The organism is Paenibacillus sp. 7523-1, assembly GCF_002276415.1.
In the GTDB taxonomy this organism is placed as follows: Bacteria; Bacillota; Bacilli; order Paenibacillales; family Paenibacillaceae; genus Paenibacillus; species Paenibacillus illinoisensis_A.
The window spans coordinates 1-23,032 of the sequence record NZ_NPBR01000033.1 but is presented as its reverse complement, the minus strand read 5'-3'; the positions used below and the strand labels follow the sequence as shown (position 1 = coordinate 23,032).

Annotated in this window: 38 protein-coding genes and 1 pseudogene; 37 read left to right on the top strand and 2 right to left on the bottom strand. The window is 45.3% G+C overall.

Annotation, left to right across the window (positions count from 1 at the left end; translation table 11 throughout):
- Positions 1–26: 26 nt before the first annotated feature.
- From rplB to CHH60_RS28610, 34 genes and pseudogenes are all read left to right on the top strand, one after another.
- Positions 27–857: a 50S ribosomal protein L2 gene (gene rplB / locus CHH60_RS28775; RefSeq protein WP_095293418.1), complete on the top strand. Its 831-nt coding sequence runs from the start codon at positions 27–29 to the stop codon at positions 855–857.
- A gap of 71 nt (positions 858–928) precedes the next feature.
- Positions 929–1,207: a 30S ribosomal protein S19 gene (rpsS, locus tag CHH60_RS28770; RefSeq protein ID WP_095293417.1), complete on the top strand. Its 279-nt coding sequence runs from the start codon at positions 929–931 to the stop codon at positions 1,205–1,207.
- Positions 1,208–1,242: 35 nt separating this feature from the next.
- A complete protein-coding gene (rplV, locus tag CHH60_RS28765; RefSeq protein WP_095293416.1) occupies positions 1,243–1,575 on the top strand; it encodes a 50S ribosomal protein L22 in 333 nt (110 codons plus the stop codon).
- 15 nt (positions 1,576–1,590) lie between these two features.
- Positions 1,591–2,256 (top strand): 30S ribosomal protein S3, encoded by a 666-nt coding sequence (gene rpsC, locus CHH60_RS28760; RefSeq protein ID WP_090924673.1) that lies wholly within the window; start codon positions 1,591–1,593, stop codon positions 2,254–2,256.
- A gap of 2 nt (positions 2,257–2,258) precedes the next feature.
- Complete coding sequence (rplP, locus tag CHH60_RS28755) at positions 2,259–2,693, top strand: 50S ribosomal protein L16 (RefSeq protein ID WP_017692082.1); 435 nt, start codon at positions 2,259–2,261, stop codon at positions 2,691–2,693.
- Positions 2,683–2,880 (top strand): 50S ribosomal protein L29, encoded by a 198-nt coding sequence (gene rpmC / locus CHH60_RS28750; protein WP_017692083.1) that lies wholly within the window; start codon positions 2,683–2,685, stop codon positions 2,878–2,880. The genes rplP and rpmC overlap by 11 nt, the downstream gene beginning before the upstream one ends.
- 48 nt (positions 2,881–2,928) lie before the next feature.
- Positions 2,929–3,195 carry a 30S ribosomal protein S17 gene (rpsQ, locus tag CHH60_RS28745; protein ID WP_056697701.1) on the top strand — a complete coding sequence of 89 codons (267 nt, stop codon included), beginning with the start codon at positions 2,929–2,931 and terminating at the stop codon, positions 3,193–3,195.
- A gap of 35 nt (positions 3,196–3,230) precedes the next feature.
- Positions 3,231–3,599, top strand: coding sequence for a 50S ribosomal protein L14 (rplN, locus tag CHH60_RS28740; RefSeq protein WP_090905289.1), 369 nt, complete (start codon positions 3,231–3,233; stop codon positions 3,597–3,599).
- Between the two features lie 41 nt (positions 3,600–3,640).
- Positions 3,641–3,994, top strand: coding sequence for a 50S ribosomal protein L24 (gene rplX, locus CHH60_RS28735; RefSeq protein ID WP_024633578.1), 354 nt, complete (start codon positions 3,641–3,643; stop codon positions 3,992–3,994).
- A 32-nt stretch (positions 3,995–4,026) separates the two neighbouring features.
- The gene (rplE, locus tag CHH60_RS28730) at positions 4,027–4,569 is read left to right on the top strand and encodes a 50S ribosomal protein L5 (RefSeq protein ID WP_095293414.1); all 543 of its coding nucleotides are present in this window, start codon (positions 4,027–4,029) and stop codon (positions 4,567–4,569) included.
- 74 nt (positions 4,570–4,643) lie between these two features.
- The gene (locus CHH60_RS28725; protein ID WP_095362279.1) at positions 4,644–4,829 is read left to right on the top strand and encodes a type Z 30S ribosomal protein S14; all 186 of its coding nucleotides are present in this window, start codon (positions 4,644–4,646) and stop codon (positions 4,827–4,829) included.
- Positions 4,830–4,861: 32 nt separating this feature from the next.
- On the top strand, positions 4,862–5,260 hold the full coding sequence (gene rpsH, locus CHH60_RS28720) for a 30S ribosomal protein S8 (RefSeq protein ID WP_095293413.1): 399 nt from the start codon (positions 4,862–4,864) through the stop codon (positions 5,258–5,260).
- Positions 5,261–5,290: 30 nt separating this feature from the next.
- Complete coding sequence (gene rplF, locus CHH60_RS28715; protein WP_017692089.1) at positions 5,291–5,833, top strand: 50S ribosomal protein L6; 543 nt, start codon at positions 5,291–5,293, stop codon at positions 5,831–5,833.
- A gap of 117 nt (positions 5,834–5,950) precedes the next feature.
- Entirely contained in the window at positions 5,951–6,319 is a 369-nt protein-coding gene (rplR, locus tag CHH60_RS28710) for a 50S ribosomal protein L18 (protein ID WP_095293412.1), read from the top strand.
- Between the two features lie 27 nt (positions 6,320–6,346).
- Positions 6,347–6,844, top strand: coding sequence for a 30S ribosomal protein S5 (gene rpsE, locus CHH60_RS28705; protein ID WP_017692091.1), 498 nt, complete (start codon positions 6,347–6,349; stop codon positions 6,842–6,844).
- A 12-nt stretch (positions 6,845–6,856) separates the two neighbouring features.
- Positions 6,857–7,042 (top strand): 50S ribosomal protein L30, encoded by a 186-nt coding sequence (gene rpmD, locus CHH60_RS28700; RefSeq protein WP_017692092.1) that lies wholly within the window; start codon positions 6,857–6,859, stop codon positions 7,040–7,042.
- A gap of 42 nt (positions 7,043–7,084) precedes the next feature.
- A complete protein-coding gene (gene rplO, locus CHH60_RS28695; RefSeq protein ID WP_095293411.1) occupies positions 7,085–7,525 on the top strand; it encodes a 50S ribosomal protein L15 in 441 nt (146 codons plus the stop codon).
- On the top strand, positions 7,525–8,823 hold the full coding sequence (gene secY, locus CHH60_RS28690; RefSeq protein ID WP_095293410.1) for a preprotein translocase subunit SecY: 1,299 nt from the start codon (positions 7,525–7,527) through the stop codon (positions 8,821–8,823). Before rplO ends, secY begins: the two co-directional genes overlap by 1 nt.
- A 90-nt stretch (positions 8,824–8,913) precedes the next feature.
- Positions 8,914–9,558 (top strand): adenylate kinase, encoded by a 645-nt coding sequence (locus tag CHH60_RS28685; protein WP_095293409.1) that lies wholly within the window; start codon positions 8,914–8,916, stop codon positions 9,556–9,558.
- 4 nt (positions 9,559–9,562) lie between these two features.
- A complete protein-coding gene (gene map / locus CHH60_RS28680; RefSeq protein ID WP_095293408.1) occupies positions 9,563–10,315 on the top strand; it encodes a type I methionyl aminopeptidase in 753 nt (250 codons plus the stop codon).
- A 10-nt stretch (positions 10,316–10,325) separates the two neighbouring features.
- Positions 10,326–10,634 (top strand): KOW domain-containing RNA-binding protein, encoded by a 309-nt coding sequence (locus tag CHH60_RS28675; RefSeq protein WP_095362278.1) that lies wholly within the window; start codon positions 10,326–10,328, stop codon positions 10,632–10,634.
- 3 nt (positions 10,635–10,637) lie between these two features.
- Entirely contained in the window at positions 10,638–10,853 is a 216-nt protein-coding gene (gene infA / locus CHH60_RS28670) for a translation initiation factor IF-1 (RefSeq protein ID WP_017692098.1), read from the top strand.
- 150 nt (positions 10,854–11,003) lie between these two features.
- Positions 11,004–11,117, top strand: a complete 114-nt coding sequence (gene rpmJ / locus CHH60_RS28665; protein ID WP_003333770.1) for a 50S ribosomal protein L36 — start codon at positions 11,004–11,006, stop codon at positions 11,115–11,117.
- Between the two features lie 20 nt (positions 11,118–11,137).
- Positions 11,138–11,506, top strand: a complete 369-nt coding sequence (gene rpsM, locus CHH60_RS28660; protein ID WP_095293406.1) for a 30S ribosomal protein S13 — start codon at positions 11,138–11,140, stop codon at positions 11,504–11,506.
- Positions 11,507–11,525: 19 nt separating this feature from the next.
- Positions 11,526–11,921 carry a 30S ribosomal protein S11 gene (gene rpsK / locus CHH60_RS28655; RefSeq protein WP_017692100.1) on the top strand — a complete coding sequence of 132 codons (396 nt, stop codon included), beginning with the start codon at positions 11,526–11,528 and terminating at the stop codon, positions 11,919–11,921.
- A gap of 136 nt (positions 11,922–12,057) precedes the next feature.
- Entirely contained in the window at positions 12,058–13,002 is a 945-nt protein-coding gene (locus CHH60_RS28650; protein ID WP_017692101.1) for a DNA-directed RNA polymerase subunit alpha, read from the top strand.
- Positions 13,003–13,036: 34 nt separating this feature from the next.
- Complete coding sequence (gene rplQ, locus CHH60_RS28645; protein WP_017692102.1) at positions 13,037–13,402, top strand: 50S ribosomal protein L17; 366 nt, start codon at positions 13,037–13,039, stop codon at positions 13,400–13,402.
- A 158-nt stretch (positions 13,403–13,560) separates the two neighbouring features.
- Positions 13,561–14,334 (top strand): tRNA pseudouridine(38-40) synthase TruA, encoded by a 774-nt coding sequence (gene truA, locus CHH60_RS28640; RefSeq protein WP_095362277.1) that lies wholly within the window; start codon positions 13,561–13,563, stop codon positions 14,332–14,334.
- Positions 14,335–14,538: 204 nt separating this feature from the next.
- Positions 14,539–14,976 carry a 50S ribosomal protein L13 gene (gene rplM, locus CHH60_RS28635; protein ID WP_095293404.1) on the top strand — a complete coding sequence of 146 codons (438 nt, stop codon included), beginning with the start codon at positions 14,539–14,541 and terminating at the stop codon, positions 14,974–14,976.
- 19 nt (positions 14,977–14,995) lie between these two features.
- A complete protein-coding gene (gene rpsI / locus CHH60_RS28630; RefSeq protein ID WP_056697740.1) occupies positions 14,996–15,388 on the top strand; it encodes a 30S ribosomal protein S9 in 393 nt (130 codons plus the stop codon).
- Between the two features lie 624 nt (positions 15,389–16,012).
- On the top strand, positions 16,013–16,705 hold the full coding sequence (locus CHH60_RS28625) for a phosphoadenylyl-sulfate reductase (RefSeq protein WP_095362276.1): 693 nt from the start codon (positions 16,013–16,015) through the stop codon (positions 16,703–16,705).
- Between the two features lie 121 nt (positions 16,706–16,826).
- A pseudogene (gene sat / locus CHH60_RS28620) lies at positions 16,827–16,952 on the top strand (sulfate adenylyltransferase); the annotation flags it as partial.
- A 68-nt stretch (positions 16,953–17,020) separates the two neighbouring features.
- Positions 17,021–17,776 carry an N-acetylmuramoyl-L-alanine amidase CwlD gene (gene cwlD, locus CHH60_RS28615; protein ID WP_095293402.1) on the top strand — a complete coding sequence of 252 codons (756 nt, stop codon included), beginning with the start codon at positions 17,021–17,023 and terminating at the stop codon, positions 17,774–17,776.
- A 79-nt stretch (positions 17,777–17,855) separates the two neighbouring features.
- Positions 17,856–18,956 carry an Mrp/NBP35 family ATP-binding protein gene (locus CHH60_RS28610; protein ID WP_095362275.1) on the top strand — a complete coding sequence of 367 codons (1,101 nt, stop codon included), beginning with the start codon at positions 17,856–17,858 and terminating at the stop codon, positions 18,954–18,956.
- 129 nt (positions 18,957–19,085) lie between these two features.
- Here the strand turns inward: CHH60_RS28610 and gerD are convergent, their stop codons facing one another.
- Positions 19,086–19,859 (bottom strand): spore germination lipoprotein GerD, encoded by a 774-nt coding sequence (gerD, locus tag CHH60_RS28605; protein ID WP_095362274.1) that lies wholly within the window; start codon positions 19,857–19,859, stop codon positions 19,086–19,088.
- Positions 19,860–19,984: 125 nt separating this feature from the next.
- Here gerD and CHH60_RS28600 point away from each other — a divergent pair, with 125 nt between their 5' ends.
- Positions 19,985–20,602, top strand: a complete 618-nt coding sequence (locus CHH60_RS28600; protein ID WP_095362273.1) for a KinB-signaling pathway activation protein — start codon at positions 19,985–19,987, stop codon at positions 20,600–20,602.
- Between the two features lie 140 nt (positions 20,603–20,742).
- Here the strand turns inward: CHH60_RS28600 and pdaB are convergent, their stop codons facing one another.
- On the bottom strand, positions 20,743–21,519 hold the full coding sequence (pdaB, locus tag CHH60_RS28595; protein WP_095362272.1) for a polysaccharide deacetylase family sporulation protein PdaB: 777 nt from the start codon (positions 21,517–21,519) through the stop codon (positions 20,743–20,745).
- 121 nt (positions 21,520–21,640) lie between these two features.
- Between pdaB and CHH60_RS28590 the strand changes: the two genes are divergently transcribed.
- Both CHH60_RS28590 and CHH60_RS28585 read left to right on the top strand, forming a co-directional pair.
- Positions 21,641–22,258, top strand: coding sequence for a stage II sporulation protein M (locus tag CHH60_RS28590; RefSeq protein WP_095362271.1), 618 nt, complete (start codon positions 21,641–21,643; stop codon positions 22,256–22,258).
- A 207-nt stretch (positions 22,259–22,465) separates the two neighbouring features.
- A complete protein-coding gene (locus tag CHH60_RS28585; protein ID WP_095293396.1) occupies positions 22,466–22,696 on the top strand; it encodes a hypothetical protein in 231 nt (76 codons plus the stop codon).
- The last annotated feature ends 336 nt before the right edge of the window (positions 22,697–23,032 follow it).

The following is a 23,032-nucleotide window of genomic DNA, read 5'->3' as shown; positions in this document are numbered from 1 at the left end:
ATTGTTGAAGTAAGGAGGGAAACCCAGTGCCAATCAAAAAGTATAAACCGACATCCCCGGCAAGACGGAACATGTCCGTATCTACATTTGAGGAAATCACCACAGATCAGCCGGAGAAATCGTTGTTGGCCCCACTGAGCAAAAAAGCAGGCCGCAACAACCAAGGTAAAATTACAGTTCGTCACCACGGTGGTGGACACAAACGTAAATACCGTATCATCGACTTCAAACGTACTAAAGATGGAATACCGGGCCGCGTTGCTACGATCGAGTATGACCCGAACCGTACATCGAACATCGCCCTGATCCACTATGCTGATGGTGAGAAACGTTACATCATCGCTCCTAAAGGATTGAAAGTTGGAGATCAAATTTTCTCCGGTCCTGAATCCGACATCAAAATCGGTAACGCACTGCCACTCGAAAACATTCCAGTAGGTACCGTTATCCACAACATCGAGTTGAAACCAGGTAAAGGCGGACAATTGGTTCGTGCTGCTGGTACAGAAGCTCAATTGCTTGGTAAAGAAGAAAAATACGTTTCCGTTCGTCTCTCTTCCGGAGAAGTTCGTCGTATTCTGAAAGTTTGCCGTGCAACAATCGGTTCTGTTGGTAACCAAGACCACGAGCTCATCAAAATCGGTAAAGCCGGTCGTAGCCGTTGGTTGGGACAACGTCCTGAAGTTCGTGGTGTAGTAATGAACCCTAACGATCACCCTCACGGTGGTGGTGAAGGTCGTGCTCCAATCGGACGTAAATCGCCAATGTCACCATGGGGTAAACCTACTCTTGGTTACAAAACGCGTAAGAAAAATAAAGCTTCTGATAAATACATCATTCGCCGCCGCACGAAGTAATACACACTGTGCATAACTTCGTGAGGCATCTGCGGATGCATAAACGCTACGTTTGAAGGGAGGATCTCCACATGGGTCGCAGTTTGAAAAAAGGGCCATTCATTGATGGCTACATGCTGAAAAAGGTAGAAGAGATGGACGCTTCCGGTAAAAAGAACGTTATCAAAACCTGGTCCCGTCGCTCTACAATTTTCCCACAATTCATCGGACACACATTCGGCGTATATGACGGACGTAAACACGTGCCAGTATACGTGACTGAGGACATGGTCGGACACAAATTGGGTGAGTTCGCTCCAACCCGTACGTACAAAGGCCATACTGATGATGACAAGAAAACAAGAAGATAAATGAACATCTTTAATGTTTGAGAGGAGGTTACACAATGGAAGCAAAAGCACATGCTAAGTTTATCCGGATTGCTCCTCGTAAAGTTCAACTCGTTGTTGACTTGATTCGCGGCAAGCAAGTTGGTGAGGCGGTTGCCATTCTCCGTCACACTCCGAAATCTGCTTCTCCAATCGTTGAGAAGTTGCTTAACTCCGCTATTGCGAATGCGGAACATAACTATTCTATGGATGTTAATAACTTGGTCATTTCGCAAGCTTACGTGAACCAAGGACCGACAATGAAACGTTTCCGCCCTCGTGCAATGGGACGTGCAAGTCGTATTAACAAACGTACTAGCCACATCACTTTGGTGGTATCTGAAAAGTAGAAGGAGGGAAAACGTGTGGGCCAAAAGGTAAATCCAGTCGGACTCCGTGTCGGAGTTATCCGTGACTGGGAATCTAAATGGTATGCAGGCAAAGACTTCGGTGATCTTTTGATGGAAGACGTGAAAATTCGTGAATTCCTGAAAAATAAATTGAAAGACTCCGCTATGTCTCGTGTTGAAATCGAGAGAGCGGCTAACCGCGTGAACGTAACGATTCACACAGCGAAACCAGGTATGGTAATCGGTAAAGGTGGATCTGAAGTTGAGAATCTTCGTAACCAAATTACGAAAATTGCTGGCGGTAAGAAAGTACACATCAACATCTCTGAAATTAAGAACCAAGACCTGGACGCAATCCTGGTAGCAGAAAGCATTGCACAACAACTGGAACGTCGCGTTTCTTTCCGTCGTGCTCTGAAACAAGCTATTCAAAGAACTATGCGCTCTGGTGCAAAAGGTATTAAAACTCAAGTGGGCGGACGTCTTGGCGGAGCTGAGATCGCACGTTCGGAAGGCTACAGCGAAGGAACTGTTCCACTGCACACGCTTCGTGCCGACATCGACTACGGTACAGCAGAGGCTCATACAACTTACGGCCGTATCGGTGTAAAAGTATGGATCTATCGTGGAGAGGTTCTTCCTACGGCTAAGAAACAAGCTGCTAAGGAAGGAGGCAACTAATCATGTTGGTACCAAAACGTGTAAAACACCGTAAGCAACAACGCGGACATATGAAAGGCCAAGCAAAAGGCGGAACTACGCTGAACTTTGGCGAATACGGTCTGCAAGCTACGGAACCGGCTTGGATTACGAACCGTCAAATTGAAGCGGCTCGTATTGCGATGACTCGTTACATCAAACGTGGTGGTAAAGTCTGGATCAAAATTTTCCCTGACAAACCAATCACTCAAAAGCCTCTCGAGGTTCGGATGGGTAGCGGTAAAGGTAACGTAGAAAAATGGGTTGCAGTTGTGAAACCAGGTAAGATCATGTTTGAACTTGCTGGTGTACCGGAGGAGATTGCACGCGAAGCAATGCGTCTTGCCGCTCACAAACTGCCAATCAAAACGAAGTTCGTGAAACGTGAAGAATTGGGTGGTGAAGCAAATGAAAGCTAGTGAATTTCGCAACCTAACCTCTGCTGAAATCGAGCAAAAGATTGCCGGATTTAAAGAAGAACTCTTTAACCTCCGCTTTCAACTCGCTACCGGTCAGCTGGATAACCCGACTCGAATCCGTGATGTGCGGAAAGAAATAGCTCGTGCTAAAACCATCATCCGTGAAAGAGAACTGGGTATCGGTTAATTAGAGGTCGGATATACATTCCGTCCGTAATCAGGAAGGAGGCCAACAATGAGCGAAGAACGTAACGCACGTAAAGTGCAAACTGGTAAAGTTGTTAGCGATAAAATGGATAAAACGATTGTTGTTGCTGTAGAAACTTACAAAAACCATAAGTTGTACCATAAACGCATCAAGGTTACTAAAAAGTTCAAAGCGCATGACGAAGAAAACACTGCGAAAATCGGTGACACGGTGAAAATCATGGAGACTCGTCCGCTTTCGAAAGATAAACGCTGGAGACTTACTGAAGTCGTAGAAAAAGCGGTTATCATCTAATGCATTATCAGCATAGCTGGAAGGAGGAATACTAAATGATTCAACCATTTACACGTTTGGCTGTAGCCGACAACTCCGGTGCGAAGGAACTGATGTGTATCCGCGTACTCGGCGGTACGGGACGTCGTACAGCACAAATCGGTGATCTGATCGTTTGTTCTGTAAAACAAGCAACACCAGGCGGCGTTGTCAAAAAAGGTGATGTAGTTAGAGCGGTTGTCGTTCGTACGAAACGTTCTGTGCGTCGTAAAGACGGTTCCTACATCGGTTTTGATGAAAATGCAGCTGTTGTTGTAAAAGACGACAGAAGCCCACGTGGAACACGTATTTTCGGACCTGTTGCTCGTGAACTTCGCGAGAAAGACTTCATGAAAATCGTTTCCTTGGCCCCAGAGGTTATCTAATAGATTAAGCTCGTGATGTTTAGAAACAGGAGGTGTACGAAATGCCAAGAGTGAAAAAAGTTCTGGAATCCCATAACAACAAACTTCACGTTAAAAAGGAAGATACGGTTATGGTGATCAGCGGTAAAGACAAAGGTAAAAAAGGCCGTGTCATCGCTGCTTATCCTCGTGAGAACCGCGTCCTTGTGGAAGGTGTTAACATGATTAAAAAACACCAGAAGCCTAACCAGCAAAATCCGCAAGGCGGCATTATCGAGAAGGAAGCTCCGATTCACGTTTCCAACGTGATGCACATCGATCCAAAGAGCGGAAAAGTAACCCGTGTTGGTTACAAAGTGTTGGATAACGGAAAGAAAGTGCGCGTTGCTAAACGTTCCGGAGAAATTATCGACTAATTGAACCGAATGAGAAAGGAGGGCTATGATTCATGGCATCAAGAATGAAAGAACGTTACCTGCAAGAAATCGCTCCTGGTTTGATGCAGAAGTTTAACTATACAACGGTAATGCAAGTGCCTAAAATCGAGAAAATCGTTATCAACATGGGTGTGGGCGACGCTGTCCAAAACTCCAAAGTGTTGGATTCCGCAGTAAACGATTTGCAACTGATCGCGGGTCAAAAACCTGTAATCACTCGTGCTAAGAAATCTATCGCAGGTTTCAAACTGCGTGAGAACATGCCTATCGGTGTGAAAGTTACATTGCGCGGCGAGCGTATGTACTACTTCCTCGATAAATTGTTCAACGTTACATTGCCTCGTGTCCGCGACTTCCGCGGTGTATCGAGCAAAGCGTTCGACGGACGTGGTAACTACACACTGGGTCTGAAAGAACAATTGATCTTCCCAGAGATCGAGTACGATAAAGTAGACAAAGTCCGCGGTATGGACATTGTTATTGTAACAACGGCGAAAACAGACGAAGAGTCCCGTGAGTTGCTCACGCAACTGGGAATGCCTTTCGTAAAATAAAGTTGGCATAACGTTTCCGGGTGTCTGGAAGGACTCCCTTTTCTCCGAAATTATTTAGGAGGTGTCAGGCTAAAGTGGCAAAAACTTCGATGAAAGTTAAACAACAACGTACACCAAAGTTTAAAGTGCGTTCTTATACACGCTGTGAGCGTTGCGGACGTCCACATTCGGTGCTGCAAAAGTTCAAAATTTGCAGAATTTGCTTCCGTGAATTAGCTTATAAAGGCCAGATTCCTGGCGTGAAAAAAGCAAGCTGGTAAAAAGTCCTGAACGGGAAGGAGGTTAACTCACAATGACTATGTCTGATCCAATTGCAGATATGCTTACTCGTATTCGTAACGCGAACACTGTTCGTCACGAAACAGTAGAAATGCCTGCTTCGACAATGAAAAAACAAATCGCCGATATCCTGAAGCGTGAAGGTTTCATCCGTGACGCTGAAGTTATCGATGATAACAAACAAGGGATTATCCGTGTTTTCCTGAAATACGGTCAAAATAACGAGCGCGTTATCACTGGTCTGAAAAGAATCAGTAAACCTGGTCTTCGTGTTTACACGAAAAGCAACGAAGTACCTCGTGTACTTGGTGGCCTGGGTATCGCGATCATCTCGACATCCAAAGGTGTTATGACGGACAAAGAAGCTCGTCAATCGAAATCCGGCGGAGAAGTCGTTTGCTACGTTTGGTAATATAACGTCACAAGATAGGAGGTGCAACATATGTCTCGTATTGGTCGCAAACCAATTACAGTACCAAGTGGTGTGGACATCACACTGGACAACACCGTTATTACGGTAAAAGGACCAAAAGGAACTCTGACTCGTGAACTTCATAAAGACATGAAGGTTACAGTTGAGAACAACGAAATTACAGTTGTGCGTCCTTCCGATAACAAAACTCACCGTTCTTTGCACGGCACAACGCGTAGCGTTGTAAACAACATGGTGAGTGGCGTTACTGAAGGATTCGCAAAATCTCTGGAGTTGGTTGGGGTCGGATATCGTGCAAGCAAATCCGGAGATAAAATCGTTCTGAACGTTGGATACTCTCACCCGGTTGAAATTACACCGGAAGCGGGAATTGAATTCGAAGTACCTTCGAATACAAAAATCATCGTTCGCGGGATCGACAAAGAGCGCGTAGGTGCTTACGCTGCTAAAATCCGTTCCGTTCGTGAACCTGAGCCGTACAAAGGTAAAGGTATTAAATATGAAGGCGAGCGTATCATCCGTAAGGAAGGTAAAGCCGGTAAGAAGAAATAAGATTTCTCTTACCGCCTTTGCGCGGCTTTCGGCTTGCTTGCTTCGTGTGTTTCTAATATACCCCGTGGCTTCCGGTTTGAAGCCAGCGAGGTAACCTGAAAGGAGTGAATCCCTGAGATGATTACGAAACAAGATAAAAACAAGGCTCGTCTGAAAAGACACCTGCGTGTTCGTAAGAAAATCCAAGGAACGGCAGCACGTCCTCGTTTGAACGTATTCCGTTCTGGTAAACATATGTACGCTCAAATTATCGATGACGTAGCTGGTGTAACGATCGCTTCCGCGTCTACTGTAGACAAAGAACTGAGCAGCGACATCAAAAACGGTGCTTCTGTTGAGTCAGCTCGTAAAGTTGGCGAACTCGTTGCAAAACGTGCGAAAGACAAAGGCGTTTCTAACATCGTATTTGACCGTAGCGGATATCTGTACCATGGTCGTATCGCAGCATTGGCTGAAGCGGCTCGTGAAGCAGGACTTGAGTTTTAAGATATTTTTCAAAAGGAGGTTAACGACTTGCGTGTAGATCCGAATACTTTGGAACTGACTGAAAGAGTTGTAAATATTAATCGCGTAGCTAAAGTAGTAAAAGGCGGACGCCGTTTCAGCTTTAGCGCACTGGTTGTAGTCGGCGACGGCAACGGCTGGGTTGGAGCTGGTATCGGTAAAGCGGGCGAAGTACCTGATGCAATTCGCAAAGGTATTGAAGATGCTAAGAAAAACCTTGTACACGTTCCACTCGTAGGAACATCGATTCCTCACTTGGTAACAGGTAAGTTCGGCGCAGGACGCGTTCTGTTGAAACCAGCATCTGAAGGTACTGGTGTTATCGCTGGTGGTCCTGTACGTGCGGTTCTTGAACTTGCTGGTGTAGGTGACATTTTGACAAAATCTCTGGGTTCTTCGAATTCCATGAACATGGTCAATGCGACTTTGGAAGGTTTGTCCCGTTTGAAGCGTGCTGAAGACGTGGCTAAACTGCGCGGAAAATCCGTCGAAGAGCTTCTGGGTTAAGGAGGGAATCTCATGGCTAAATTGGAAATTACCCTCGTCCGCAGCTTGATCGGACGTCCGGAGACGCAAAGAACAACTGTGAAAACATTGGGCTTGCGCAAAATCAACAGCAAAGTGGTTCAAAACGATAATCCAGCCATTCGTGGTATGATTAACAAAGTAAGTCACTTGGTTGCTGTTAAAGAAGTAGAAGCTTAATACGGGATATTCCCATAAATCTTTAAGGAGGTGCAACGAACGATGAAGTTACATGAGCTTTCCCCAGCTCCTGGATCCCGCAAAGAGCGTAAACGTCTTGGTCGCGGTCCAAGTAGTGGTACGGGTAAAACATCAGGTCGCGGTCACAAAGGACAAAACGCTCGTTCCGGCGGTGGTGTACGTCCGGGCTTCGAAGGTGGACAAAATCCATTGTATCGTCGCTTGCCAAAACGTGGTTTCGTAAACCCAACTCGCAAGGAATATGCGGTTGTGAATATTGAAGACCTGAACAGTTTTGCTGCGGGTACTGAAGTAACTCCAGAATTCTTGATGACGAACGGCGTAGTTAAAAACGCTAAATCCGGAATCAAGATCCTGGGTAACGGTGAAGTCACTGTGAAGCTGACTGTTAAAGCTAACAAGTTTTCTCAATCTGCGGTGGAGAAAATTGAAGCTGCCGGCGGTACAACCGAGGTGATTTAATGTTCAAGACCCTAAAGAATATCTGGCGGGTTGAAGATCTGCGCAAAAGGGTATTATTTACCCTTTTTGTACTGATCATTTACCGCATCGGATCCTTCGTTCCAGTACCTGGAGTAAACAAAGAGGTTTTCGAAGCGACAAATTCTGCGGGTAAAGAAGTTTTTGGACTTCTCAATACGTTCTCGGGTGGAGCACTGTTCCAGTTCTCGATCTTTGCACTCGGGATCGTACCTTACATCACTGCGTCTATCATAGTACAGTTGCTTTCCATGGACGTTATCCCTAAGTTAGCGGAATGGGCTAAGCAAGGTGAACAAGGTAAGAAAAAATCAGCTCAGCTGACTCGTTATTTAACGATCGGTCTGGCATTGATTCAAGCGTTTGGTACGTCGATCGGATTCAACCGCTTGTACAATACAGAGATGGTGCCTAACGCCACTTTTGCTGACTATATCTTGATCGCGATTGTACTTACGGCCGGTACTTCATTCCTGATGTGGCTTGGTGAGCAGATCACCGAGAAGGGCATAGGAAACGGAATTTCGATTTTGATCTTTGCGGGTATCCTCTCAACGGTGCCTAACATTATCAAACAGACAATCGAGTCCGACTTCATTCAACCTGATCAGTTGTTCATGAACATCCTTAAAGGTGTAATCGTCGCAATTGTTATTGTGTTGATTATCATCGGTGTCATTTACATTCAGCAGGCGATTCGGAAAATTCCTGTACAGTACGCGAAACGCGTCGTAGGTAACAAAATGTACGGTGGACAGAATACACATATCCCGCTGAAGATTAACGCAGCAGGTGTTATCCCTGTCATCTTTGCTTCATCTCTGTTGATGTTCCCAACGATTATCGCCAACTTCTGGGCTGATCGTTTATGGGCACAGTGGATCGGACAAAATCTGACTACTCACAAACCTCTGGGTATGTTATTGTATGTCGTGATGATCTTCGGTTTCACTTTCTTCTATACTTTCGTACAGATGAATCCACAGCAGATGGCTGATAATATGAAAAAGAACGGCGGTTACATCCCAGGCATTCGCCCGGGTAAAGCAACCGAGAAATATCTGACCCGTGTCATGACTCGTTTGACAATGGCCGGCGCCATCTTCTTGGCAGTCATTTCCGTTCTGCCTGTATTCTTAGGGGCACTTTCTGGTTTGCCTCAATCGGCGCAAATTGGAGGAACGTCTCTCCTGATCGTTATCGGTGTTGCGCTCGATACCATGAAGCAAATCGAAAGCCAATTGATCAAACGCCACTACAAAGGTTTTATCAATAAATAGGCAATAGGTACCGGTCAAGCTAAGATTTACTTGCCGGCACCTATTGTGCTGTTTGTTGATGTAGGGTAGTCTTGGAGGGAGTGACATAACGTGAACATCCTATTCATGGGCCCTCCGGGGGCAGGAAAAGGAACGCAAGCAGACGTCATCGTGAAAGAGTTCGGTATTCCCCACATTTCAACAGGCGATGCATTTCGTCTGGCGATTAAGCAGGGAACTCCCATTGGCCTGAAAGCCAAGGAATATATGGATCAAGGATTGCTTGTACCAGATGATGTAACCATCGGCATCGTTGAAGAACGGTTGCAGCAGCCTGACTGCAGAGAAGGATTCCTCTTGGATGGTTTTCCAAGAACCCTGTCTCAAGCAGAAGCGCTTGATGGCATCCTGGACCGACTGAACTCAGGTCTCGATCATGTAATCAACCTGAAAGTGGACCGCGACAAATTGCTGGCTCGTTTGACGGGTCGTCGCATTTGCAAAAACTGTGGCGCCACTTATCATGTCGTATTCAATCCGCCTAAGCAGGAAGGTATTTGTGATAAATGCGGCGGCGAGTTGTACCAACGTTCTGATGATAACGAAGAGAGCGTAGGAACCCGTCTTGACGAATATATCAACAAAACAGCACCACTCCTCACGTTTTATGAGAACAAAGGTCTTCTTCGTCAAATGAACGGAGAACAGGATATTGATCAAGTCTCTCAAGAGATCGTGTCCTTACTGCGAGGTTAATTGAATGATCATTGGTAAGTCCGAAACGGAACTGGGCTTGATGAGGGAAGCAGGGAGAATAGTTGCGGAAACGCATCGTCTCTTGGCAGAGCATATCGCTCCCGGTATTACGACTGGAGAACTTGACCATATGGCCGATCAATATATCCGCAGTCAAGGAGCTGTGCCGTCTTTCAAAGGTTATAACGGTTTTCCTGCCAGTGTGTGCGCTTCAGTAAATGAAGAGTTGGTGCATGGATTTCCCGGCAAACGCAAGTTGAACGAGGGCGATATCGTTACGTTTGACATTGGCGCGCAGTACCAGGGGTATCATGGGGATTCTGCCTGGACTTATCCGGTCGGCCGTATTTCCGAAGAAGCCCGTCGTCTTCTGGACGTTACCGAGGCTTCGTTATACGCAGGTCTGGCGCTGGTTAAACCGGACATTCGCTTGTTTACTATATCTCATGCGATTCAGAAATATATTGAGGATGCAGGTTTTTCGGTAGTTCGGGAATATGTCGGTCACGGCATAGGAGCGGATCTGCACGAAGAACCCCAAATTCCGAACTATGGTCTTCCTGATCGGGGACCACGGCTTAAAGCGGGCATGGTGCTGGCCATAGAGCCGATGGTTAACGTAGGTAGCCGGTATGTGAAAACGTTGGAAGATAACTGGACTGTCGTTACTGTTGACGGATCGTTATGTGCCCACTTTGAACACACCGTAGCAGTTACACCAGATGGCATGGAAATTTTCACAAAACTGAATGCGTAGGTGATGAGGCATGAATAATCAGTCTAATCCGCAGCTCGGTCAACTTGTGAAGATCCGTAAAGGCCGCAATGCGGACCAAGCCGCGGTAATTGTTGCTATAGCGGACAGTAGGTTCGTGTATATAGCGGATGGAGACAAACGTAAGTTTGATCAACCCAAGAAGAAGAATATTCTTCATCTGGAGCTCCAGCCGATGATCAGCAGCGAGGTTGTAAACAGTTTAAACGAGAGTGGTCGGGTGACAAACGGAAAGCTCCGCTATGCGGTTCATTCGTTTCTGGAATCCACCAACATTCAAACTGAAGAGAAAGGAGACTGACTAATGGCCAAGGAAGATGTCATTGAAGTGGAAGGCACGGTTCTTGAACCGCTGCCGAATGCAACATTCAAGGTTGAGCTTGAGAACGGTCATCAAATTCTCGCTCACGTTTCCGGAAAGCTGCGGATGCACTTTATCCGTATCCTGACTGGTGACAAAGTAGTTGTTCAGTTATCGCCTTATGATCTGACAAAAGGACGTATAACTTACCGTAAATAGTAGTAGACAGTTGCAATGAACTGTGAAGCTTGAAGCGGGTTTTGCCCGGCAAAACTTGCGAAAGCTTCGAAGCCGGTTTTACAATGGTAAAACGAGGTCAATGCTTACGAAGAGAGTTTTGCTAAGCAGAACTTTGAGGAGGTAATTCACATGAAGGTAAGACCTTCGGTCAAACCGATTTGCGAAAAATGCAAAGTCATTCGCCGCAAAGGGAATGTTATGGTTATCTGTGAAAATCCGAAACACAAACAAAAACAAGGTTAATGAAGGGGGTGTAGCGTAAAATGGCACGTATAGCTGGTGTGGATTTGCCACGTGATAAGCGCGTTGAGATCGCCTTGACTTATATTTTCGGAATCGGTAAAACGACTTCCCAGAAAATTCTGAGCTCTACAGGCATCAATCCGGACACTCGTGTTCGTGATTTGACGGAAGATGAAGTCAGCAAATTGCGTGAAAGTATCGACAAAGAGGTCAAAGTAGAAGGTGACCTGCGTCGTGAAATCTCTTTGAATATTAAACGTTTGACGGAGATCGGTTGTTACCGTGGAGTTCGTCATCGTCGTGGTCTGCCTGTTCGTGGACAACGTACGAAAACGAATGCTCGTACTCGTAAAGGTCCTCGTCGTACAGTAGCGAACAAGAAGAAATAATAAGGGGGGATAAGAGAAAATGGCTAAACCGAAAAAAGTCGTACGTACTAAACGTCGTGACCGTAAAAATATTGAATCTGGCGTGGCACATATCCGTTCCACTTTCAATAACACTATCGTTACCATTACGGATCCTCACGGAAACGCAATTTCGTGGGCAAGCTCCGGCGGCCTCGGATTCAGAGGTTCCCGTAAATCGACTCCGTTTGCTGCACAAATGGCTGCTGAGACTGCTGCCAAAGCTGCAATGGAACATGGGATGAAAGCCGTTGAGGTTATGGTTAAAGGACCAGGCGCAGGCCGTGAAGCAGCGATCCGCTCTTTGCAAGCTGCAGGTCTGGAAGTTAACCTGATCAAAGACGTAACTCCAGTCCCACACAACGGATGCCGTCCTCCAAAACGTCGTCGTGTCTAATGAGATTTGCCCCTGCGTGTGGTATAAATCCAGCACAATCTGCTAATAATGGTTGTTTAGGCATACTACTACATGTTTTCGCAAGAGAAGGTAAATGTTTCATAGAGGACCGACGTTTTGAAGGAGGGGTATTGCAGTGATTGAAATCGAAAAGCCGAAAATTGAGACGGTAGACGTCAACGATGATGGCACCTATGGGAAATTCGTAGTAGAACCGCTGGAGCGCGGATACGGAACGACGCTTGGAAACTCGCTTCGCCGAATCTTGCTCTCGTCACTGCCGGGTGCGGCAGTGTCTTCGGTTCAAATCGATGGCGTTCTGCATGAATTTGCTACAGTTCCTGGCGTAATGGAAGATGTAACGGAGGTTATTCTTAACCTGAAAGCTTTGTCGCTTAAAATTCATTCTGATGAGGAGAAAGTGCTCGAGATTGATGCTGAAGGCGAAGGAGCAATCACGGCTGGAGATATCCGTGCTGATTCCGATGTGGAAATCCTTAACCCGGATCTGCACATCGCTACGCTCGGACCAGGTTCGAGACTTCACATGCGTATTTTTGCCAATCGCGGTCGCGGCTACGTCCAGGCAGATCGGAATAAACGCGATGACCAGCCGATCGGCGTCATCCCAGTCGATTCCATCTTCACCCCGATCAGCCGCGTTAACTACGCTGTGGAAAATACGCGTGTTGGCCAAGTAACCAACTATGACAAGCTCACGTTGGAAGTTTGGACAGACGGAAGTATTCGTCCTGAAGAGGCTGTAAGCCTCGGCGCTAAAATTTTGACCGAGCATTTGATGCTCTTCGTGGGTCTTACAGACGAAGCGAAAGATGCTGAGATCATGGTCGAAAAAGAAGAAGACAAAAAAGAAAAAGTACTCGAAATGACGATTGAAGAGCTGGATCTCTCTGTTCGTTCCTACAACTGCCTGAAACGTGCCGGTATTAATACCGTGCAAGAGCTGACTACGAAAACGGAAGAAGACATGATGAAAGTCCGTAACCTTGGACGCAAGTCTTTGGAAGAAGTTCAAGAGAAGCTCGAAGAATTGGGTCTGGGACTCCGTACAGAAGAATAGACAGCTGAGTGCTTGAAGTGAAGGAGGGAAAACAATGGCATACCAAAAGTTGGGCCGTAATTCCAGCGCGCGTAAAGCTTTGTTCCGTGACCTGGTAACCGACCTGTTCTTGTACGAGCGCATTCAGACAACTGAAGCGAAAGCAAAAGAGGTTCGCTCTATTGCTGAAAAACTGATCACTAAAGCGAAAAAGGGAGATCTTCATGCCCGTCGCCAAGTGGCAGCTTATGTTCGCCGCGAAACTATCGATGGTGAGCAAGATGCAATCCAAAAACTGTTTAGCGAATTGTCCGGTCGTTACGCTGAGCGTCCAGGTGGATACACTCGTATCCTTAAACTGGGACCTCGTCGTGGTGACGCAGCGCCTATGGTTTACTTGGAACTGGTTGACCGCGCGTAAAACAGATGAGATGAGGAAAGGGGACAGAGTCGTTGATTCTGGATTAACCCTTTTTTTCACTTCATTTCGGAATTCGTGCTGTAATAGAAGCTCCGGAAGGGGCTTCTTTTGCTGTTCGGGGTAGGGTATGTATAGTATGGAACAAAGGTGTGGTAATGATGCGCAACTTGTGCATGACGCTTGCTTATGATGGCACTGCTTATTATGGCTTCCAGGTACAGCCGGGGGGGAATACCATTCAGGATCATCTTGAAGATGCCATTCGTGCATTGACAGGTGAGACGGTAAAGATAACGGGGTCAGGTAGAACTGACGCGGGTGTTCATGCTCGCAGGCAGATCTTCAACTTTGCTACCGAATCTCAAATCCCGATTGAACGATGGTGTATTGCACTTAATTCTAGATTACCCTCTGATATTGTTGTTATTGATGCGATAGAGGTATCGCTTGAGTTTCATTCTCGCTATGCAGCGAAAACGAAGACGTACCGCTATACGATCAATGCAAATCAATTTCCGGATGTATTCAACAGAAGACTGCAATATCATCATCATGCCAGGTTGGACATAACTGCAATGCAGGAGGGGCTTCGTCATTTTATTGGTACGTATGATTTCACCTCCTTTGCTTCTCGCAAGTCTCAGAAAGACAATCATATACGTTCGGTATACGACGCATGGATAGAGGTTGACCGTTCAATGTGCAGAGATCATCCGCGCGATCAGGGAGTCATTCATATTTATGTGAGCGGCAACGGCTTTTTGCAGCATATGGTTCGCATTATTGTAGGTACACTGCTGGAGATCGGAGAGGGCAAACGGAAAGCCTCTGATGTACCGAATATGATTGCCGCATGTAATCGCTCTGCTGCAGGACCAACTGCGGTAAGTTGTGGTTTAATGCTCTGGGATCTTGAATACAAAAAAGATTAAATTTGGTGAGTGAAAAGTTTAATTAACACTTGCGATTTAACCTCCTATCATGTAATATAAAAGTTGTGTTTTCTTAATGGCTTTCCCACAGCCCCAATTAAGAGGGTCACATCGCAACAACTATCCATCAACACCTAAAGTTATCACTTAATGAACGAAGATAAATGAAAATGAGATTTTGAACATTTTAAGGAGGAACTTTTCATGCGTACAACGTACATGGCGAAGCCTAACGAAGTTGAGCGCCAATGGCACATCATTGATGCCGAAGGCAAAACGCTCGGACGTTTGGCGAGCGAAGCAGCTGCTTTGATCCGCGGCAAACACAAGCCACAATTTACTCCACATGTGGACACTGGCGATTTCGTAGTTATCATCAATGCGGAGAAAATCGTATTGACTGGTAAAAAAATGCAAGATAAGAAATACTACCGTCACTCGATGCACCCAGGTGGTTTGAAAGTAACTACTGCAGAAGATATGGTTAAAAACAAACCGGAACGTATGTTGGAATTGGCTGTTCGCGGTATGCTTCCTAAAACTCGCATGGGCGAAAAAATGAAGCTGAGACTTAAAGCGTACAGAGGCACTGAGCATCCACATGCAGCACAAAAACCAGAAGTTTACGAACTTCGCGGTTAATTAAAAGGAGGACAGTTTCATGGCACAAGTACAATACTATGGGACAGGTCGTCGTAAACATTCGGTAGCTCGTGTTCGCCTTGTACCGGGTGAAGGACGCATTGTCATCAACAAACGTGATATTAATGAATACTTCGGTTTGGAAACACTCAAACTGATCGTAAAACAACCACTGACTTTGACAGAAACGCTTAGCAACTATGACGTTTTGGTTATCGCTCATGGTGGCGGAATCTCCGGTCAAGCTGGAGCAATCCGTCATGGTATCTCCCGCGCACTGCTCAAAGCAGATCCGGAATACCGTGCTTCCCTGAAAAAAGCAGGATTCCTGACTCGTGACCCACGGATGAAAGAACGTAAAAAATACGGTCTCAAAGCCGCTCGTCGCGCTCCTCAGTTCTCCAAACGTTAATATGTATTACAAGCCTCTGGCCTCGGCGCCAGAGGCTTTTTGTTTTCTATAAAACATGGATTAGTTATTCCAATAGGATGGCGCGGATAGATTGTCATATGTATGTGATCTAACATGGCTTATTTTTCATTTTAAAATTGGCTGAAGATAGATCATTCCGGACAGGTTAAACGAGATCACAATCATCAGTTTTCCTTATGAATTCAATAAAAGTCACTTACATATAAGCACGAAGAATTTAAAGATTTTTCATGCTCTGCTGATACTCTATGCATCTCATATTTGGTTTTTAGCTTGAGCATTATCATTACGAAGTGTAGTACAGTTTAATCCAAATAACCCAGTAGGGACAAAGGATTCCACGATTAGCATAGCGAATTGGACTCTAATACCTTCTAGCCTGCTTAAGTTAATTGCAATGGATTCATTTGAAGAGAATCTAAAGAGAATCTAAGTGTTCACAAAATGATAGGTAACCCACTCACAAAAATGGGCTGCAAATGAATCATTTTACCATGTGGCAGGCCATTGACATCCCCCCTGAAAGATTTATACTATACATAATTCATATTAGATTGGTCGGCATTAAAGTTTTCGGGAAAAGCAGAATGGGGGAAATTCAGAATGAACTTGTTGGAAAAAGAAGAACTTGCTCGGGTGAAAGCAGAAGAATTGGAAAACGCAAGCCCTGAGGATATTATCCGTTACGCTGTTGAGACATTTCCAAATATCACTTTTGCATGCAGTTTTGGTGCGGAAGATGTTGTACTTGTAGATATGCTGCAGAAGATCAGTCCATCTACGGATGTTTTTTATCTCGACACTGATTTTCATTTCAAGGAAACGTATGAGACTCGTGATCTTATGAAAGAGAAATACAATTTGGATTTTGTGCGTGTCTCTCCTAAAATTACACCAGAAGAGCAGGCGGCCCAACATGGAGAGGAATTGTGGAAATCGGATCCTAATGCTTGCTGTAATATTCGCAAGGTTGAGCCGCTGACACGTATTCTTTCCAAGTATGATGCATGGATCACAGGAATTCGCAGAGATCAAGCACCGACTCGTGCTAATGCGAAGAAGGTGGAATACGATACGAAGTTTGGACTTATGAAATTTAATCCGATCGCTCATTGGACTTCTGAGGACGTGTGGGACTATATTCGGGCGAATAACGTTGTATATAACCCTCTACATGATCAGAACTATCCGAGCATTGGTTGTGAACATTGCACCCGTCAAGTTATGCCAGGTGAAGATCCGCGTGCAGGACGATGGTCCGGTAATGATAAAACAGAATGCGGACTTCATAAATAAATTATTCAAAATAGCGGGAACATCCTTTAGACCTTACATCATAGCTTTGAGCATATCTCTATCGAACCACCACTATGAAGAGAAATTAGGGAGATGACAAAGTGATATCGCTTCTGCCTCTATGACGTTATTCGGTGCAAAAGTGTGTGGTCTGCTCCGTGATGGAGAGTGCCCGCGACCAGAATTTACTCGTCCTGAGGCAGCTGAAGTGCTTATTGAGGGAATGGCGGAGCAAGTCCGCTCCTAACGGTATATTTGTCCATCTTGTCCCATATAGATGATTAGAGTCATTTATAGGGACGAGGTGGTTTTTTTATGCGTAAAAATATGGGGAAGCATTTTGTGGTATGGATCCGGTTGCGTACAGTAAAGCGTGTGCTGCTAAGCCTCTGTCTACTTGCGATGTTGGTGGCTGTGGTGACGTATGAACTGCCTTCATCCAAGACGTCCGGATATTGGGGGCTGCCGCTAGCAGGCAAAGTCATTGCGATCGATGCAGGGCATGGTGGACCAGACGGGGGGGCTGTGAGCAAGCAGGGGGTCATCGAGAAGGATATCAATTTGTCGATTGCTTTGTATGTACGGGACTATCTGCAGCAAGCTGGAGCACTGGTGGTCATGACACGAGAGATTGACACAGATCTTGCTGAGGCAGATACCAGAGGATATTCCAAACGGAAGACAGAAGATCTCAAGCAGAGAGTAAGACGAATTGAAGACAAGCAGGCAGATCTGTTTATCAGCATTCACATGAACAGTGTCCCTTCGAACCGCTGGAGTGGTGCACAGGTCTTTTATACACCCAACCACCCGGACAATGAAGGATTAGCCAATCTGTTGCAGCAAGAAATGATCCGTAATCTTGAAAATACAGATCGAATTGCAAAAACGGTAAATACCGTATATCTGCTTCAAGCATTGAAAATCCCGTCTGCGCTTGTAGAAGTTGGTTTCTTATCTCATCCGGATGAGGCACGTCTTCTTGCGGATGAAGCATATCAGCGTAAAGTAGCCGCTTCCATCTATAATGGAATCTTGAGGTATTCCTCGGGGGAACGTCCCAAAAGTTAGTTACAAAGAGAAGGAGAATGTTATAATTAACCCAGCATACCTAATTACATGCCAATAGATAAAGCTGAGGTGCTGTCTGATGATATCAAAAGAACAGATACTTGAACTATTGCAACCTTTACAGGAACCACAATTGGGAGTGAGTCTGACCGAGCTTCAATGGATTCGTGATGTCATGGTAAAAGAAAATCATGTGGCACTGACCATTGTTACATTGGACAATCAGACTGAGGATACAACTGCTCTTAGTGACGCTGCACGTAACCTATTGTCTCAACATGGGATTCAGGATGTACATATACGCCTGCGTGCAGCATCAGAACATGAACGAGAGAGTGTGAATGCAGGGCAACCTGGGAATGAGCAGAATGACGAAGAAGTGCTTGTAAAAGGCCACGCAGCAGGTCTGGATGGTCATGAGTTATTAAGCCCTGAATCGGGTGTTCGCTATATTGCAGTAGCAAGTGGCAAAGGTGGGGTAGGTAAATCTACAGTCACAGTGAATCTGGCTGCTGCCCTCGCTCGGCAAGGTAAAAAGGTTGGATTAATTGATGCGGACATCTATGGTTTCAGTGTACCTGATATGATGGGGATTGAAGAATACCCTGTTGTGGAGGATGGAATCATTCAGCCGGTCGAGCGTTTTGGTGTAAAAGTGATGTCGATGGGATTTTTCATTCGTGAAAATAACCCTGTGATCTGGCGTGGTCCCATGTTGGGTCGCATGCTGCGTCAGTTCTTTACAGATGTAAATTGGGGAGAACTGGACTACATGCTGCTTGATTTGCCTCCAGGCACAGGTGACGTAGCCCTGGACGTGCATCAAATGCTGCCACAGAGCAAGGAGATCATCGTGACAACGCCGCATGCAACAGCAGCATTTGTAGCCGCGAGAGCGGGTGCAATGGCGATTCAGACCGAGCATGAGCTGCTGGGTGTGGTAGAGAACATGGCTTATTACGAATGTGGCAAATGTGGAGAGAAAGACTATGTCTTTGGTCGTGGGGGCGGTGGACGTCTTGCGGAAAGTCTGCACACAGAGCTGCTCGCACAGATTCCTCTCGGTTCACCGGACAATCATCCATCAGAGCCTGATTTCTCGCCATCTGTATATAAGGCTGATACACGCATCGGTGCCATATACGATGAAGTAGCGCAGGCAATTGAGACTAAGTTTTAGCATATTGAACAAAATCACCACAACATCAAAAAGCCTGCATCCATCGGATGCGGGCTTTTATAACGTATAACATGGTTCTGTTCCTGAAATCAGGATTAACTGTATATCAACTATATCCCTCGACAGGGATTATGATCCTCCGCCACTTCCGGAGTCACCACCACTACCCCCATCGCCGCTGTCGCCGCCGCCACTTCCACCTTCTTGGCCGCCGCCTTCTTGCTGTCCACCTTGTTCCTGCCCGCCACCGGATTCAACTTTGGGCTGTAGTTCTTCCTGTACTACTTTTTTGAGCAAAGTCAGTACTTCCATCCGAAACAGCGGATTCTGCATGACTTCCTGCATGACGGTCATGGTCTGTTTACGATACTCTGGGGTTTTGGTCATGTCCATAAACATTTTGGACACTTCCGGTGATTTCATGATATCCCCAACCGATTTCTGATAAGTGGGATCTTTGATTAACTGCATATGCAGCTGCTTGCTTTGCGAGTTAATGGCTTTGGCAAATTCACTTGCAAATTGTGGATCTGTCATGATTTTCTCGAATTCCTTTTGGTACTCGGGAGCCGTGATGGTATCTTTAACAGCAATACGTATTTGTTCTGAAGATTGCATGGGCATTAACATTTTCATACCGATGGTTCCAGACCCGCCACCCGATCCACCGCCACTTTGTTCGGAATCTCCACCTTCGCCGCCACCCCCGGAGGAACTTTGGCCAGTTAGAGCTTCTTCGACAGCCTTCTTGCCTTCATCACTTTTCAGAATATCCACGACCATCGTTTTCATCTCTTTATAACTGCCCTGAGGAGGCGAAGAATTCTGATCTGAACCGCAGCCGGCAAGCATGACGGATAGCCCCAATACAGCGCAGCTTAGCTGCCACAAAGGCCGTTTCATGTGCATAACCCCTCCTTGATTAGATACTGCATGTAGTATGTGATGGGCAAGCACTAAATATGTTGAATGGTGATGGTTTTTTGCTGAGAAGGTTGGTAAAATAAACTCTCGGGGGTGGAAAACATTTGAATTTACGTAAATGGTTTTTCCTATTTTGGACAGCCTTACTTATCGGAGCAGCCGGATCGCTAGTAACAGGTCTCATTATGATGCTGTTGAACGGGGAGAGAACGAACGGAATTATCGATTTTCTGCTGTATCTCCTGATTTTATTTGGATCAGGGGTGATGATTAGTGTGTATTCTCAGATGGGTTTTTTCGCTTACTTGATACTGAATTATATGGGTAAAGGTGTATTTCCGAAACGCGGATGGCAGATCGTTCAGCTTGTTTTGACCGTGCTCGCTTTACTTGACGTCATGTTTTTGCGTTTGTTTGTCGGAGGCGGACGAGAACGTTTATCCGACATCGTACTTGGAATCATCATTTTGGCAGCTGCAATTGTTACCGCTTACGTGAAAGTGAAAAAGACACATATTTCGGCAATGATCCCAACGCTCTTTTTCATGATTGCAGTAACCGTGGTGGAGACGATCGGTGTGCTCCGAATCGATGTAAATGCTGCTACCACCTTTATTGTGGTCCCGTTGCTGGCATGTAATGCATACCAAATGCTAATATTACATAAGCTGGTGGATGGATCTGCAGAGCAGGCAGTGAGTGGGAGAACGGAGCAAGCATAAGGAAGACCGCTATTGAGAATCTTTTGATAAAACGCGAAAAAAGAGCTAACCTGGTTAGCTCTTTTCATTTATGCTGTCAATGTGATGCCAAACCTTCAGAATGGAATATAAGGTATAGTTTAACGTAAATCTTGTGAGTGTTATTGAGCACTGGCTTGATCCCGGACTTCTGTACCTTTGGCACTGGAATGATTCAGCAGTTCGGAGACTGTTACGAATTCATACCCCTGATTTCTTAATTTATCGATAATGACTGGCAGTGCTTCATGAGTTTGTTTGGAAGAATCACTCGCATGTAGAAGTACGATATCTCCAGGGTGCGCTTTGCTGACTACCCGATCTACGATGGTTTGTACACCTGGATTCTTCCAATCCTGTGAGTCGGTATCCCATTGAACGACCTGGTAGTTAAGACTGCTGGCTACTTGAAGTACGCGTTTGTCAAAATCCCCATTGGGCAGACGAAGCAGATTCGGTTCTTTTCCCGTTAAATCGGTTAAAATGCTATGAGCTGTCGAAATTTCCTTGCGAATTTCTTCTTCGGTCATGCTGCTGTAATTATCGTGCTTATGTCCGTGGCTTCCAATTTCGTATCCCCCTTCCTTGATGGAGGTTACAATCTCGGGGTGTGTCTTGCTCCAAGGGGAGGATAAGAAGAAGGTAGCCTTCTCTACTTTGTTATCCTGCAGCACTTTAAGGATTGGTTCCGTACGCTTATCGCCCCAGCTAATATCAAATGTGAGTGCAATTACTTTTTTCTCTGTTGGTACGTTGTAGACAGCCGACGGTGCATCCTCCGAGAATACTGAAACATTGCCGCTTTCCAGATAAATAATCCCGATAGCAAAGACGGCAGCAGCCAGCACAATCAGGAAACGTTTAATCTTTTTACCGCTAAATACATAGAACGAGTTCATTTCAATAAGCGCCCCTCTCCCATAAGAAATGCTTGTTTACTCTCCAATGTATGCTCGTACAGCGCAGTTATTCGCATGAGAAATTTGTTTGTCCATCAACTTCAGTCATTAGGAGGTTACCATGTTAAAATTCAGTACATTTCTAAGGGATCTGGGATCCATTCGTAATGCATTAATCTGGTCAGTCATATTGTTTGTTGCAGGTATAGGAGCTGGCTGGGTAAGTACAGGACCACTGCAGGACATATTATTGAACCAGATAGGCGGACTACAAGAGGTAAGTAGACAGCTCGAACAGAGCGGAAATGTGCAATGGAATTTCTTTATCTTTATCTTTTTTAATAATGCCATCAAAAGTGTGCTCGTGATCTATGCAGGAATTTTCTTTGGAATATTGCCTGTTATATTTTTAGTAATTAACGGAATGGTTATCGGTTTTCTAGTACATATCACCACAGATAATGGAGCCGGCCTTTTTGATATCGTGGTAAAGGGACTTTTACCGCACGGAATTATAGAAATTCCCGTCATTATCATTGCCTGTGCTTTTGGTCTCAAGTTTGGGGGACTGGCGTCCAGAAGCCTCATTGAACTTGGAAGTGCCAAACGTCAGGGGTTAGGAAAACAGTGGGAAGCTTTTTTGAGGAGGACATTAACTGCATCGTGCTGGGTTATTATCCTGCTGTTTATTGCAGCCATTATCGAAAGTACGATTACTTTCAGTATTGTGCGTGGATAAATTTGTATGGAATGACATTCATAAATTTTCAGAAAGTTGACCATAACAATAAAACGGGTTTCAGCAATCTCTTAGGTAAGAGAATTTTATAACCCATAGGGGCTGAAATCGGCGCGTCTAATATAGCCCTGACTCTAGAGAGCGTGGGATTTAATATAGCAATATAAAGGCGCGCCTTATCCATATGCAGAAAAAGGAGAACTCTTAATGCTGGGTATGCTGTTTAACGAGAAGGAATGTAAGGAACTCGATTATGTGTTACGTAAAGAGCTCGATGAGATGTTGTTTGACCTCAGTGATAATCGCCTCGACCAGGAGATCAAATACGCTATAGCGAGTAGATACAAAACAGTATTCCGTATGTATGCTCGATTCGCTCCGCCGAAGGAGCTGTCCAAATACGCAAGAAGTGGCAAACTCAAAAAGTCTAAACCGTAAGAAGCATGGTACAGAGCTTCAAACATGCAGTATTAATTGATGAGCGAGGTGCGGCCCGCTGCAGCCAGCGCTGTACCTCTATAACTACCTAGGACGAATCTATGGATGGAATAAATGATGATATCAAATTGTCGAAAAAGGGTTGACCTATTGGGTTAGATATGATAAATTAATTTTCGTTCCTTTTTAGGACAAACCACTAAAACAAGTACCTGCAGTAAGATGAATGAAAAACATTCCTGAAAAAAAGTGCTTGCAAAGTGGAAGTGAACATGATATATTATAAAAGTCGCCGCTGAAAACGACGACGACATGAAAAACAGTAACAAATTGAAT

Excerpts from the sequence above, each read along its gene's own strand:
- rplQ (WP_017692102.1), top strand. The coding sequence starts at position 13,037 with ATGGCATACCAAAAGTTGGGCCGTAATTCCAGCGCGCGTAAAGCTTTG.
- rplX (WP_024633578.1), top strand. The coding sequence starts at position 3,641 with ATGCCAAGAGTGAAAAAAGTTCTGGAATCCCATAACAACAAACTTCAC.
- infA (WP_017692098.1), top strand. The coding sequence starts at position 10,638 with ATGGCCAAGGAAGATGTCATTGAAGTGGAAGGCACGGTTCTTGAACCG.
- rpmJ (WP_003333770.1), top strand. The coding sequence starts at position 11,004 with ATGAAGGTAAGACCTTCGGTCAAACCGATTTGCGAAAAATGCAAAGTC.
- rplO (WP_095293411.1), top strand. The coding sequence starts at position 7,085 with ATGAAGTTACATGAGCTTTCCCCAGCTCCTGGATCCCGCAAAGAGCGT.
- pdaB (WP_095362272.1), bottom strand. The coding sequence starts at position 21,519 with ATGAACTCGTTCTATGTATTTAGCGGTAAAAAGATTAAACGTTTCCTG.
- CHH60_RS28585 (WP_095293396.1), top strand. The coding sequence starts at position 22,466 with ATGCTGGGTATGCTGTTTAACGAGAAGGAATGTAAGGAACTCGATTAT.
- rplE (WP_095293414.1), top strand. The coding sequence starts at position 4,027 with ATGGCATCAAGAATGAAAGAACGTTACCTGCAAGAAATCGCTCCTGGT.
- rpsH (WP_095293413.1), top strand. The coding sequence starts at position 4,862 with ATGACTATGTCTGATCCAATTGCAGATATGCTTACTCGTATTCGTAAC.
- rpsS (WP_095293417.1), top strand. The coding sequence starts at position 929 with ATGGGTCGCAGTTTGAAAAAAGGGCCATTCATTGATGGCTACATGCTG.
- CHH60_RS28610 (WP_095362275.1), top strand. The coding sequence starts at position 17,856 with ATGATATCAAAAGAACAGATACTTGAACTATTGCAACCTTTACAGGAA.
- truA (WP_095362277.1), top strand. The coding sequence starts at position 13,561 with ATGCGCAACTTGTGCATGACGCTTGCTTATGATGGCACTGCTTATTAT.
- rpsI (WP_056697740.1), top strand. The coding sequence starts at position 14,996 with ATGGCACAAGTACAATACTATGGGACAGGTCGTCGTAAACATTCGGTA.
- CHH60_RS28590 (WP_095362271.1), top strand. The coding sequence starts at position 21,641 with ATGTTAAAATTCAGTACATTTCTAAGGGATCTGGGATCCATTCGTAAT.
- rpsQ (WP_056697701.1), top strand. The coding sequence starts at position 2,929 with ATGAGCGAAGAACGTAACGCACGTAAAGTGCAAACTGGTAAAGTTGTT.
- rpsK (WP_017692100.1), top strand. The coding sequence starts at position 11,526 with ATGGCTAAACCGAAAAAAGTCGTACGTACTAAACGTCGTGACCGTAAA.
- map (WP_095293408.1), top strand. The coding sequence starts at position 9,563 with ATGATCATTGGTAAGTCCGAAACGGAACTGGGCTTGATGAGGGAAGCA.
- rpmD (WP_017692092.1), top strand. The coding sequence starts at position 6,857 with ATGGCTAAATTGGAAATTACCCTCGTCCGCAGCTTGATCGGACGTCCG.
- CHH60_RS28675 (WP_095362278.1), top strand. The coding sequence starts at position 10,326 with ATGAATAATCAGTCTAATCCGCAGCTCGGTCAACTTGTGAAGATCCGT.
- CHH60_RS28625 (WP_095362276.1), top strand. The coding sequence starts at position 16,013 with ATGAACTTGTTGGAAAAAGAAGAACTTGCTCGGGTGAAAGCAGAAGAA.
- secY (WP_095293410.1), top strand. The coding sequence starts at position 7,525 with ATGTTCAAGACCCTAAAGAATATCTGGCGGGTTGAAGATCTGCGCAAA.
- rplM (WP_095293404.1), top strand. The coding sequence starts at position 14,539 with ATGCGTACAACGTACATGGCGAAGCCTAACGAAGTTGAGCGCCAATGG.
- rplV (WP_095293416.1), top strand. The coding sequence starts at position 1,243 with ATGGAAGCAAAAGCACATGCTAAGTTTATCCGGATTGCTCCTCGTAAA.
- rpmC (WP_017692083.1), top strand. The coding sequence starts at position 2,683 with ATGAAAGCTAGTGAATTTCGCAACCTAACCTCTGCTGAAATCGAGCAA.
- rpsM (WP_095293406.1), top strand. The coding sequence starts at position 11,138 with ATGGCACGTATAGCTGGTGTGGATTTGCCACGTGATAAGCGCGTTGAG.
- gerD (WP_095362274.1), bottom strand. The coding sequence starts at position 19,859 with ATGAAACGGCCTTTGTGGCAGCTAAGCTGCGCTGTATTGGGGCTATCC.
- cwlD (WP_095293402.1), top strand. The coding sequence starts at position 17,021 with ATGCGTAAAAATATGGGGAAGCATTTTGTGGTATGGATCCGGTTGCGT.
- rplF (WP_017692089.1), top strand. The coding sequence starts at position 5,291 with ATGTCTCGTATTGGTCGCAAACCAATTACAGTACCAAGTGGTGTGGAC.
- rplP (WP_017692082.1), top strand. The coding sequence starts at position 2,259 with ATGTTGGTACCAAAACGTGTAAAACACCGTAAGCAACAACGCGGACAT.
- rplR (WP_095293412.1), top strand. The coding sequence starts at position 5,951 with ATGATTACGAAACAAGATAAAAACAAGGCTCGTCTGAAAAGACACCTG.
- rplN (WP_090905289.1), top strand. The coding sequence starts at position 3,231 with ATGATTCAACCATTTACACGTTTGGCTGTAGCCGACAACTCCGGTGCG.